Genomic DNA, 11,992 nt, shown 5'->3' with positions numbered 1-11,992 from the left:
ACAATGTTTAAATTAAAAAAGTTACTATACCGAACATGAATATTTAACGAAAACAATTATAAAGGATGATCCAATGGCTAAAATTATTCATTCTATGATTCGTGTTATTGATCTTGACGCATCATTGAAATTTTATAAACAAGCATTAAATTTAGAGATTGCGGAGCGACTTGATTTTGATGGTTTTAGTTTAGTGTATTTACGTAATGACGAAAATGACATGGAACTTGAATTAACATGGAATAAAGGAACGACAGAACCTTATACGCATGGTACAGGTTATGGACATATTGCGATTGCTGTTGATGATCTTGAAGCTGAATATCAAAAGTTAGTAGCACTTCAATATAACCCAGCAGAGATTAAAGAGTTTTTCCGTGAAGGGGTACTCTTGGCTAAATTTTTCTTTGTTCAAGATCCTGATGGTTATAAAATTGAATTTTTACAACGCCATGGTCGTTATCAATAATATCTAATAGCATGATATTTACTGAGTGGGGGAGCGTTAACGTGTTAATGAGATCTTCACTCAGTAATTGTATTGAAAAAAGAGTATATTTTAGTAGAGATCTCATTTTTATGTCGTTTTATGTAATCTTGTTTCTTATTTAATGGCGATCTTTATTTTTGTAATGCAGTGAGCGTTATAAATCAGTCGTTAGTTGATCCCGATGGTTCTGGAGGAACTGAAATTTTTATGACTGTTAATCACGCAGCAACAATCACTTTTGCTCATATTAATGATACACACTCTAATTTTGAGCCTTCTGCGATTTCTTTATCACTCTCACCTGATGTCTTAAATACTGAAACATCGGTTTATGCTAGTTGTGGTGGTTTTTCACGTATTTGTTCTGCGGTTACGGATGTAAAGCATGACGCTTTACTTAATAAACGTGAATTTATGTTTGTGCATGCGGGAGATTGTTTTCAAGGAACATTGTATTTTTCGCTTTATAAAGGTATCGCTAATGCGGTATTACTGAATGCTATTGGTATTGAAGCTATGGCATTGGGTAATCATGAACTTGATATAGGTAATGATGTTGTTGCTGATTTTCTTGATCATACAACATTTCCATTATTAGCGGGTAATTGGGATTTATCGCAAGAAGATCAAACTAAGCGTAATCCATTGCGTAATAAAACGAATATTTATGCTTATGATAACGAAAACCAATCCGCTAAATATTTGATTAAAAATGTTCACGGTGAACCTGTCGCTATTTTCGGTTTAGCGATTGAAAATATGGCAGGCATCGCAAGCCCTGATCCTGATACGTCGTTTCATAATGTTGTTACTGTTGCTAAAAATACAATTGCGCTTCTTAAAACGAAAGGTATTAATAAAGTCGTTGTTTTAAGCCATTTAGGTTATCACCGAGACTTATTATTAGCACAAGAAGTGAATGGTATCGGGGCGATTATTGGTGGTCATTCTCATACCATGCAAGGCGATTTTACGAATATTGGTTATGGCAAAACTGATACTTATGCATTGATGGTTAATAATACCTGTGTGGTACAAGCAGGCTGTAATGCACTGGCTCTTGGTCAGCTAACAATTGCATTTAATGCTGATGGCAGCGTAGAAAGTGCTACTGGGTGTAATCAACTTTTACTTGGCCGTAAATTTACGATTGATGCTGGGCGAACTCAACACCTTGACTATGATAACCACAATAAAGTTCGTGATTATTTGCAGAATCAGCCCAATATTCGGTTTGTGATGAAAGACCCACACATAGAAGATATTCTTAATCAACACTACCGCCCAGCAGTGCGAGCATTACAAACTGATAAAATAGCGCGTATTAATGAGCCGTTGCGTCATATTCGAGTGCCCGATGCAAAAGGATCAAGTGATATAGCGCCATGGGTTGTAAAAAGCTTTGTTTGGCAAGCGAGAGAATTAGGTCATCATATTGATTTTGGTATACATAATGCTGGTGGCGTAAGATGTTCATTTAATCCTGGTGAGATAACGCCAGCAGATATTGCTGGACGATTATTGCCATTCGCTATTGGTATTATGATGTATAGCGTAAAAGGATTACGTGTTCGTCAAGCACTTGAAGGTGCAATTAATAATGCTATAAATAATGATATTGAAGGTACGGGGGATGGTAGTTTTCCTTATGTTGCCGATTTACGTTATGTGTATCGTTGTGGCGCTCCAAACGGTCAGCGGATTGAAAAATTAGAATATTACCGTAATGGACAATGGTTAGCTGTAAACGATGATGATGTTTACACTTCAGTATCATCAGGTTATACCGCCACAGGGAAAGAAGGTTATGCACCGTTACTTGATTATGTGAAAGAACCTCAGGCATTAAACGTCACGATGGCTGATGCTTTTGAGGCATTTGCAAAACAGCATGGTGAGTTTAATAAACCAAGTGAAAATCTCACCGTCTTTATTCCATGTGATAGCCATAAAAACTGATCAATTAGGATTAGATTATCTAATCCTAATAGCTAAATAATGTCATTATTCAGGATGGTCACCGTTACGTTATTATACAGAAAATCTTATTAGTAACGGCTTAATCCGAAGAGGCAGTATGGCACAGGCATTTGATTTTGATTCGATTCCAACATCAGTAATGAATGATCAAAAAACGTACGCATTGACGTTAAAAGGCCTGCTAGTTCATGCCCGTGATATTTTATTTAGTCGTTCTGCTTCAAAACTAGCAGTATGTAATATCTCTGATTTACCGTTACATATTCAAAAAGATATCGGTCTTTATCGCTAATATAATTAAGATATAAGTCTACCGATAAGAGGAAAAAACCAGCCAATGTGCTGGTTTTTTTGTACCTGTAATAACGGCATCCAGTATGATTGAAATTATGATCTGATAACAACGGCTATTTATCTTAGTGATGTCTTACCTATCTTGTTTATAAAGCAATTTCCCATAACAAGAAAAGCATATAGTATTAATCTTGTTGGTATTAAAGAAACTTATCAATGTATTGTTATGATATCGTAACAAAAAATTCGCAATAACGAGTGTATAAATAAAAAATGGAGTAATGATGGGATTATTTTCTTGGCTTTTTGGTAAAAAAAACGCGACTGAAACAGTAACAATTGAACCGATTGAATATAAAGGATATTTGATTTATCCCGAGCCGCAAGCAGAAGGTGGGCAGTTTCGTATTGCAGGGCGTATTTGTAAAGAAATTGACGGAATGATGCAGACTCATCATTTTATTCGTTCTGATATTTTACCCTCTCGTGCTGATGCTGAAACATTTATGCTAAAAAAAGCACAAATGTTTATTGATCAGACGGGTGAACGAATGTTCAAATAAATACTCATATACAACATATTTCATTGCAATCATGCCGTTTGCTGGGTATCTTATTTTTAGCACTAAAAATAGGTAGCAAAGTGTTGTTTCTTTGTTAATGAAAGATGATTTTGAATATATTTTAATCAATACTGATGAAAATATTAACTGAGTCACTTTTTGATTTAGTTAATATAACTAACATTTTGTAATACATGTTTTTTAACCTCTTTATCACGGATGAAAAGGTGCTTATATTTCAATATAAAATGACATGAATGTTATTTATGAATGAAATTTGTGTAATTTTTTGGGTTTAACTGTAAAAGGCTTGCTATTGCTTTTAAGGTTAGATACAAAATATTTATCTATAGCCAATGTTCAGGGAATAATAATGCAGATTGGTGTACCAAAAGAGGTTTTCGCGAATGAAACGCGAGTTGCTGCCACACCGAAAACGGTTGAGCAGTTATTAAAAATGGGGTTCAGCGTTGTTGTTGAACATGGAGCGGGTGCATTAGCAAGTTTTGATGATGCCGCTTTTGAAGCCGCTGGTGCAGAATTAGCGACGACTGAAGCAGTATGGCAAGCGGATCTTATTTTAAAAGTGAATGCTCCGCAGGTAAATCCTGCAACGGGTGTTGACGAGTTTGAACTGATCAAAGATGGCGCAAGTTTAGTGAGCTTTATTTGGCCAGCACAAAATTCTGAGCTATTAGAAAAATTAGCCACAAAAAATATTAATGTGATGGCGATGGATTCAGTGCCACGTATTTCACGTGCGCAAGCCTTAGACGCATTAAGCTCAATGGCGAATATTGCTGGTTATCGTGCTGTTATTGAAGCCGCCCATGAATTTGGTCGCTTCTTTACAGGGCAAATTACCGCAGCAGGTAAAGTGCCACCGGCTAAAGTTTTAGTTGCGGGTGCAGGTGTTGCCGGTCTTGCTGCTATCGGTGCTGCGGGTAGTCTAGGTGCTATTGTTCGCTCGTTTGATGTTCGCCCTGAGGTGAAAGAACAAGTTGAATCGATGGGTGCTGAATTCCTTGAAGTAGATTTTAAAGAAGATACGTCAACGGGTGATGGTTACGCCAAAGAAATGTCGAATGAATTCAACCAAGCGGCTGAGCGTTTATATGCTGAGCAAGCAAAAGATGTTGATATCATTATTACTACTGCGTTAATTCCTGGTCGCCCTGCGCCTAAATTGATCACCAAAGAAATGGTTGATTCGATGAAGTCTGGCAGTGTGATTGTTGATCTAGCTGCTGCTAATGGCGGTAACTGCGCTTATACCGAAGCAAACAAAGTTATCACAACCGCGAATGGCGTTAAAATCATTGGTTATACCGATATGGTGGGGCGTTTACCGACACAAGCCTCGCAACTTTACGGTACTAACTTAGTTAATTTATTAAAACTGCTGTGCAAAGAAAAAGACGGCAATATTGATATTAACTTTGATGATGAAGTTTTACGTGGTTTAACGGTGATCAAAGCGGGTGAAATTACATGGCCTGCACCGCCCATTAAAGTGTCTGCTGTTAAGCAGCAACCCAAAATGGTTGAAAAAGTACAGCTTAAAAAAGCGGAGCCAATGTCACCGCTTAAGAAATACGGCATGATGGCTGCTGGTATTGCATTATTTGCATGGGTTGGTCATTACTCTCCGCCTGAGTTCCTCGCTCACTTTACTGTGTTTATATTGTCATGTGTTGTTGGTTATTACGTGGTATGGAATGTTAGCCATTCTTTACATACACCATTAATGTCAGTAACTAATGCGATTTCAGGCATCATCATTGTTGGTGCATTACTCCAAATAGGACAAGGCTCAGGAATCGTTTCCGTGTTGGCTTTTGTTGCTGTTCTCATTGCTAGTATCAATATTTTTGGTGGTTTTACTGTCACTAAACGGATGCTAGAAATGTTCCGTAAAGATAAATAAGGAGTAATACATGTCTGCAGGAATCGTACAAGCGGCATACATTGTTGCTGCCGTATTGTTTATCATGTCACTTGCTGGATTATCCAAGCAAGAAACCGCACGAAAAGGTAACTATTTCGGTATTGCGGGTATGGCAATCGCGCTTATTGCCACTATTTTTGGCCCAGAATCTCAAGCAACAGTTTGGATCATTTTGGCGATGATTATTGGTGGCGCAATTGGTATTTTCTACGCTAAAAAAGTAGAAATGACTGAAATGCCTGAATTAGTTGCAATGCTACACAGTTTTGTGGGTATGGCAGCGGTACTGGTTGGTTTTAATACATTTTTACATCATCAGCCGCTAGAAGGCGCATTGTTAAACATTCACTTAGTGGAAGTTTTCCTTGGCGTATTCATCGGTGCAGTAACCTTTACTGGTTCGTTGGTGGCTTTTGCTAAACTACGTGGCCTAGTGTCATCATCAGCATTAAAGCTTCCACATCGTCATAAGCTTAATCTTGTCGCATTGATTGTGTCAGCTGGATTGTTAGTGTGGTTTGTACAATCTGAAGGCTCTCTTGCTGCATTGATTTTAGTGACTTTGATTGCGTTTGCATTTGGTTATCACTTGGTTGCATCTATTGGTGGTGCAGATATGCCAGTGGTTGTATCAATGCTGAACTCATACTCAGGTTGGGCAGCAGCTGCGGCAGGCTTTATGTTAGCGAATGATCTATTGATTGTTACGGGCGCATTAGTAGGCTCTTCAGGTGCTATTCTGTCTTACATCATGTGTAAAGCAATGAACCGTTCTTTTGTCAGTGTTATTGCCGGAGGATTTGGTTCAGATGGTGCAGCGCCAGTATCTGATGAAGAGTATGGCGAATACCGTGAAACAACGGCAGAAGAAGTGGCTGAATTATTGAAAGATGCAAGATCAGTAATTATCACTCCAGGATACGGTATGGCAGTGGCACAAGCTCAATATCCTGTCCATGAGATCACGGATAAGTTACGTGCGCAAGGTATTGACGTTCGTTTTGGTATCCATCCTGTAGCTGGACGTTTACCGGGTCATATGAATGTATTACTTGCTGAAGCAAAAGTACCATACGATATTGTATTAGAGATGGATGAGATCAATGATGATTTCCCTAAAACTGATGTGGTATTAGTCATTGGTGCTAATGACACTGTAAACCCAGCCGCGATGGAAGATCCAAACAGTCCAATTGCTGGAATGCCTGTTCTTGAAGTGTGGAATGCAGCCAATGTGATTGTATTTAAACGTTCAATGAATACTGGTTATGCTGGAGTACAAAATCCATTGTTCTTTAAAGAGAATAGCCAAATGCTGTTTGGCGATGCGAAAGCAACTTGTTCTAAAATTTTAGAGCATCTTTAGTGGGTTTTACTGACTAGATGATATTAAAGGGTTCTGATTAGTCAGAGCCCTTTTTTTATAATTATTGATAATGCTGATTACTAGATCTTAGTAATGATGTTACATCAACGGTAATACTGTATTTGATGATATAACAATTAACTTTATTGATGATATCAAGCCAGTAAAAAAACGAGGTAAGTCAGTTGTTAAAGCAAAAATTAAACCAGTTGTTGAGCTTTATAACTGTTTTATATAATCAGTGGTATAAAATAATAGTTGCACAACTAGGTTAATGGTAAGTGATTTATTGAGATTGAGGTCATAATGGTTATTTACTTGATATAGTTAGACATATCAAGTAAGCGAGAAAATAACTGTTCTAGAATTTTAGCGTATCATAGAGAAAAGAAAGGAGAGTATATTCTCCCTTCATTTATTGTTATTCAGTCCCGTGTTTCTTGAAATCATACGCACATAGTAAGCGGCGATAATATGTGTTTTTCTTATCTGGCATTACAAGCAAAAAGGATTCAACTTCATTTAAGTCTAAATGGTCATACCATACAGACCAGATAATTGCGTTAATTTTATTAGCTCCAGTGATACTCTCTTCATCCATGATGTCCGCGATGCGTGTTAGAGTATTTTGAACATTAGAATTCAAAGTTCTAAGATATGTTTCAAGCTTTGCGATCTGTTGTGCTTTCAGTGTCTGCGCTTTAGCGATATCAGGGCATACGTGATGAAATCCAAAGATTGGAAACCATTGAGTGCTAGCAATGTTAATTTCGTTTATTAATGTTAAAAGCTGAACGTTCGCTTCGTCGATGATGTCAAAATAATTACTCATCATACCCGCAGCATCTTGATGAGTGTAAGTAATTGTTTTACTTGAACCGATGGCAAGAATCTTTGCGTTATTATCAAGTGAATCCAAGTCTTCCGTGATGTTGACTTTGATACTGCCACCTGAATAAATTTCTTTAACAATACTTTGTACTTTTCGAATATCCATTGCAGAAACAGGTAAATTTAGGTTAGAAAGGGCTTCGTATATTTCCACGAAATCATCTGTCTTAACCTTGTTAATTCGAATTGTAGCAAAGCCTTCAAGAACAATATCATGCTCGCAGATTACATGTGAAGTTGAACCTTCTTCGTATTCAACTAATAAAAAATTATTGCGAATTCGTTCAGCGTCTTCTGAATTGTGTTCAACGTAAGTGAATATTGTCTTTAACAAGCTTTTAATGTTCTCGTCACCGATACCGTAGCCCAGAAAAATTATTGGGTTATGAATAAAGATAGACAGCAGTTGAGCACGAATAAGCTCGTACTTATCGTTGAATTTACTATAATCCTCTGTTGTGATAATCACTTTTGATGGATTAGTATGGCATCCGTGAATCTTGTACACAGAACCATATGGATTACTTAATAAAATGTCATTACCCACTAATGGCTGAAAACCAAATACATCCTCAACCAAACGGTCATAATTAGTTGTGATAACTGAACCGATGTTTTTACGGATTTTCTTTAGCTCAGCAATTTCATCAGCCATTTCTTCACGATAATCTAGTGTATCTAATAGTTGTGAGATATAGATTTTGAAGCGGCTCAAGTTGTTCTCAATTTCCATCTCTCGATAGAATTTGTCATTCACAGCTTTAAATTTACCGTTACGATCTTCACTTAATGATTGGTTAAATGCACTTTCAAGCTTAGAAGCAACCATCGTGAAGTCGTACTTACCATCAACTTGGCACTGTGACTTAATATCTAGATAGAATTCACCGTTGCCAGTTAGCTCAATAGCAATTTTTTTGAGTAAGCCATCCCATGTGTATGAGTTATTCAAATATCGAAGACTAACGCCAGCACCAATAAAAAGCACTGGATGATTTCGATACTGTCCAATAAATTCGTGTATATCCACGTTAGCCTCTGAAATTAATGAGATTTGCTAGTAGAATAATACGCTAACTATTAGTTGCATAGCGCTAGTTTGTATATTGGTGTTTAAAATGGTTATCTTGTTGGCTGCAAGCAGCTACCAATCGATTTAATCGTGTGGTTGATACAAGATTGATAATGATGGTTTCTACTGACCCATTGATTTTAAAAGGTGAGTGAGTCTATTTTACTTTTGGCAATGCCAAGCATCATACTTATCTATTCTTGAATATTTATAAAAACATCAGTAATATAAATAAGGTCACTCAAGCTTGAGTGGCTTTTTTTTTCGATGAACAATACAATGTATTTTTAATCTAAATGTCATAGATAAAGACTATCGATTCCAGTGATTGTCACTCTGACATTTTATTGACAAAGCACTGTTCTACAATGTTAAGCTACGAGCATGAAAACGTATGTGTTAGCCTTTTCTTTATTCTTTTCTGCTGCGTCATTTGCAGAAGCTCAAACATTTCCAGAACGTTTAAATGCAGTTCGTTCTGAACTATTGAAACATAAGCCTTTAGCAACATACGATTTCCGTAAACTTCAGAGCTTATATCCGGGTCCTTTGTTAGTTCCTGAAACATTATTGCCACAAACAAATGAATACCCGTTGAATGCCTTGCGTCAGTTGTACCATAATTCATTAAACTGTAAAGGGCCATGGCCATTATCTCCACTAGTGACTCAACCTCTTGTATTTACTCGTGCTATTTGTTTTAAAACCAAGCTACCATCGAGTTGGTTTGTACGTTCAGGGTATATTCATCCCGGTGGTGGTAGTTATGCCTATCGTTATATTCAGAAACATCCGAATATGGCGATAAAATACAGTAAATATTTACATATAAAAGAACGTCCGATTGTTGCCGCAACGACGATTTTAGGTCGATTGCAGCGAATGAATAATGATGAGATACACGCATTTATTTCAGGCGCACAATTCTTTATATCAAATAGTGAACTTTGGGTTCGTAATGGTAATGAATATCGTGTTTTTGGTAAGATAACATGGACAAAAATGCTTAATCGCTATCAATTACATTTTAAACATTTAGATCAAAATGATTTTTGTTTAGCGAAAAATGGTAATATTTGTTGGCGTGAAGATAATAAATCTCATGTAACTTATTATTTATTAATAGGTTTACTTGTAATGAATGCTGGTTTGTTATTGAGCTGGATTATTTATCGATATCGGATCCGTCGTCGAACGATGGAAGAGCGGATGTTAGTATTACAAATATTAACCCATGAATTACGAACACCTATTGCTAGTTTAGCTATGACGGTTGAAGGTTTTCGACGCCATTTTGATGAATTACCTGAAGGTTTATATGATGAATTTCGTCGTTTAACGGATGATTCTCGTCGGTTACGTCAATTAGCCGAAGCGAGTAAAGATTATCTTCAAGCGAATCAACAACAGTTAAGCGTTCAAAATGTTGAGTCACTAAATGAATGGCTAGGTTATATTACTGAAAAATATGATGTTATATTAAAACCAGAAGAAGATAGAAGTGTTTTGGTTAATATTTATTGGCTAGGTACTTGTATTGATAACTTACTATCCAATGCTCATAAATATGGCGTAATGCCAGTTAGTTTATCGTCATCGTATAAAAATGGGATTTTGACGCTGGTTGTTCAAGATGAAGGGCAACTTAGTGCAAAAGATTGGTCTCGTTTAAGAAAACCCTTTGTTAGTTCTCAAGGCTTAGGTCTTGGTTTAACAATTGTTGAATCGATGATTCATAGAATGGGAGGGCGAATGAAACTCATTGGTCCACCTACAACATTTATTTTGGAGATTCCGTGTGAATCAAACTCTGCTACTGGTTGAAGATGACCGGAACCTTGCTGATGGTTTACTCGACTGCTTAAAGCAAGCTGGATACAATTGCTTATATGCAGATTGTGCGACTAAAGTTGCTGCTTTATGGCGAGATGCCGATCTTGTTGTACTTGATCGCCAATTACCGGAAGGTGATTCACTTGATTATTTATCAGGTTGGTTAAAAAAGAAATATGTTCCTGTTATTTTATTAACAGCGATGGTTTCAATTAACGACAAAGTGATCGGGTTAGATTCTGGCGCAAAAGACTATTTAACGAAGCCATTTGCTGAAGAAGAGTTATTGGCTCGTGTTCGAGTACATTTACGCGGTGAAGATGGTGATATGGCCGCTATTAATATTATCTCAGTGGGTAATATTACGATTAATCAAGAAAGCCGCGAAGTTTTTCATGGCAGTGATAGTGTAACCTTGACACGCACTGAGTTTGAATTACTGGCATTTTTAGCTAAAAATGCTGGTCGTGTATTTACTCGTGATGAATTGTTAGATCAAGTGTGGGGTTACAATCACTACCCAACAACGCGTACTGTTGATACTCATATTTTGCAATTACGTCAAAAATTGCCTGATATTGAGATTGAAACATTACGTGGTGTTGGATATCGAATGAAGCCATAAGGTTTAGGTACCGTATTCCATGAGAATAAACAAGCAAAAACGCTGGCTTATGGGATTATTGTTAGTGCATTCGACGTTATTTTCGTCGAGTGCATTTGCATCATCTGATTGGTTTGTATCGCAAGATCTTTATACGATGGCGCATAAAGAATTACTTGAAGATAATACAGCTGCTGTTTTTCAAACGATAATTCAAGCATGGCAACAATCCCCTAATAGCGTACAAGCTAATAATCTTGATCAATTACTTAATTTAGCCATCAGTGAAGATTGTGGGCATAGCCTTGAGCGTAAAGTTTTACCTGTTTGGTTACCGAAATTATCAATTGAACGTCAAGTTGAGCAGAACCTGAATCAACAATTATTAAAAATTTCTGTTGTTGGTCTTACTCGCAGTGATATTACGAATATTAGCCTGACGAAATGGCCTAATAAACCGTTATTGCAAGGTGCTCCATCTATTGATGATGGTGGTTTTTTTTCTGTTAAAACAAAGCGTTTAAATGAACCTGTTTCTGCTGGGCTGTATAAACTATCAATTACTGCTGAGAATAAACCCGCTTGGGTTGACTGGATTGTTTTAACAACACCTGCAGATAAACAAGAAATTAGCTGGAAAGACAGTAAAACGTGGCGTATTAGTAATATTGAAAAAAATAATGGTAATTGCCCGTCTCCAACATTAAATATAAAGTTATATGATCTTAATGATACAACATGGCATTCTATTTGGAGTCAAGAGTCTGACTCTGATTGGCCAACAACATTGCCTAAATTAAACGTTCCTGAGGGGCGTTATTGGCTCAGTGTTGGTATGGTAAAGACGCGTTGGCAAGGTGAAATCTCGATTTTAGATATTCAACGTATTACTCGTCCAGTCGATTATATTGGCGATGATGATTAAGATAATTCATAACTAAATGGCTATTA

Annotated in this window: 10 protein-coding genes; 9 read left to right on the top strand and 1 reads right to left on the bottom strand. The window is 36.9% G+C overall.

All coding sequences use genetic code 11. The features are described 5' to 3' along the window. Nucleotides 1-73 precede the first annotated feature (73 nt). From GLP24_RS07930 to pntB, 6 genes are all read left to right on the top strand, one after another. A complete protein-coding gene (locus GLP24_RS07930) occupies nucleotides 74-469 on the top strand; it encodes a VOC family protein (RefSeq protein WP_101767789.1) in 396 nt (131 codons plus the stop codon). Between the two features lie 228 nt (nucleotides 470-697). Further along, complete coding sequence (locus GLP24_RS07925) at nucleotides 698-2,449, top strand: bifunctional metallophosphatase/5'-nucleotidase (RefSeq protein ID WP_152653538.1); 1,752 nt, start codon at nucleotides 698-700, stop codon at nucleotides 2,447-2,449. A gap of 118 nt (nucleotides 2,450-2,567) precedes the next feature. Continuing rightward, on the top strand, nucleotides 2,568-2,762 hold the full coding sequence (locus GLP24_RS07920; protein WP_101767791.1) for a hypothetical protein: 195 nt from the start codon (nucleotides 2,568-2,570) through the stop codon (nucleotides 2,760-2,762). A 286-nt stretch (nucleotides 2,763-3,048) separates the two neighbouring features. Next, nucleotides 3,049-3,327: an HlyU family transcriptional regulator gene (locus GLP24_RS07915; protein ID WP_101767792.1), complete on the top strand. Its 279-nt coding sequence runs from the start codon at nucleotides 3,049-3,051 to the stop codon at nucleotides 3,325-3,327. Between the two features lie 373 nt (nucleotides 3,328-3,700). Next, nucleotides 3,701-5,254: a Re/Si-specific NAD(P)(+) transhydrogenase subunit alpha gene (locus tag GLP24_RS07910; RefSeq protein ID WP_232575748.1), complete on the top strand. Its 1,554-nt coding sequence runs from the start codon at nucleotides 3,701-3,703 to the stop codon at nucleotides 5,252-5,254. A 10-nt stretch (nucleotides 5,255-5,264) separates the two neighbouring features. Then, the gene (gene pntB / locus GLP24_RS07905) at nucleotides 5,265-6,641 is read left to right on the top strand and encodes a Re/Si-specific NAD(P)(+) transhydrogenase subunit beta (RefSeq protein ID WP_232601420.1); all 1,377 of its coding nucleotides are present in this window, start codon (nucleotides 5,265-5,267) and stop codon (nucleotides 6,639-6,641) included. A gap of 421 nt (nucleotides 6,642-7,062) precedes the next feature. Here the strand turns inward: pntB and GLP24_RS07900 are convergent, their stop codons facing one another. Beyond that, entirely contained in the window at nucleotides 7,063-8,562 is a 1,500-nt protein-coding gene (locus tag GLP24_RS07900; protein ID WP_232612978.1) for an SIR2 family protein, read from the bottom strand. A 426-nt stretch (nucleotides 8,563-8,988) separates the two neighbouring features. Between GLP24_RS07900 and vxrA the strand changes: the two genes are divergently transcribed. Genes vxrA through GLP24_RS07885 form a run of 3 tightly spaced genes read left to right on the top strand, consistent with a single transcriptional unit; the run spans nucleotide 8,989 to nucleotide 11,966 of the window. Further along, nucleotides 8,989-10,428 carry a sensor histidine kinase VxrA gene (gene vxrA, locus GLP24_RS07895; protein WP_101767796.1) on the top strand — a complete coding sequence of 480 codons (1,440 nt, stop codon included), beginning with the start codon at nucleotides 8,989-8,991 and terminating at the stop codon, nucleotides 10,426-10,428. Next, nucleotides 10,403-11,062: a response regulator transcription factor gene (locus GLP24_RS07890; protein WP_101767797.1), complete on the top strand. Its 660-nt coding sequence runs from the start codon at nucleotides 10,403-10,405 to the stop codon at nucleotides 11,060-11,062. The genes vxrA and GLP24_RS07890 overlap by 26 nt, the downstream gene beginning before the upstream one ends. A 19-nt stretch (nucleotides 11,063-11,081) precedes the next feature. Next, nucleotides 11,082-11,966, top strand: coding sequence for a DUF2861 family protein (locus GLP24_RS07885; RefSeq protein WP_101767798.1), 885 nt, complete (start codon nucleotides 11,082-11,084; stop codon nucleotides 11,964-11,966). Nucleotides 11,967-11,992 lie beyond the last annotated feature (26 nt).

This window comes from Photobacterium carnosum, assembly GCF_021236965.1.
Taxonomy (GTDB): Bacteria; Pseudomonadota; Gammaproteobacteria; order Enterobacterales; family Vibrionaceae; genus Photobacterium; species Photobacterium carnosum.
Note: the sequence above shows the minus strand (reverse complement) of the source record. Positions and strands in the feature narration are given on the sequence as shown.

Coding starts and splice junctions, on each gene's coding strand:
- GLP24_RS07910 (WP_232575748.1), top strand. CDS start 3,701: ATGCAGATTGGTGTACCAAAAGAGGTTTTCGCGAATGAAACGCGAGTT.
- GLP24_RS07925 (WP_152653538.1), top strand. CDS start 698: ATGACTGTTAATCACGCAGCAACAATCACTTTTGCTCATATTAATGAT.
- GLP24_RS07930 (WP_101767789.1), top strand. CDS start 74: ATGGCTAAAATTATTCATTCTATGATTCGTGTTATTGATCTTGACGCA.
- GLP24_RS07920 (WP_101767791.1), top strand. CDS start 2,568: ATGGCACAGGCATTTGATTTTGATTCGATTCCAACATCAGTAATGAAT.
- vxrA (WP_101767796.1), top strand. CDS start 8,989: ATGAAAACGTATGTGTTAGCCTTTTCTTTATTCTTTTCTGCTGCGTCA.
- pntB (WP_232601420.1), top strand. CDS start 5,265: ATGTCTGCAGGAATCGTACAAGCGGCATACATTGTTGCTGCCGTATTG.
- GLP24_RS07885 (WP_101767798.1), top strand. CDS start 11,082: ATGAGAATAAACAAGCAAAAACGCTGGCTTATGGGATTATTGTTAGTG.
- GLP24_RS07915 (WP_101767792.1), top strand. CDS start 3,049: ATGGGATTATTTTCTTGGCTTTTTGGTAAAAAAAACGCGACTGAAACA.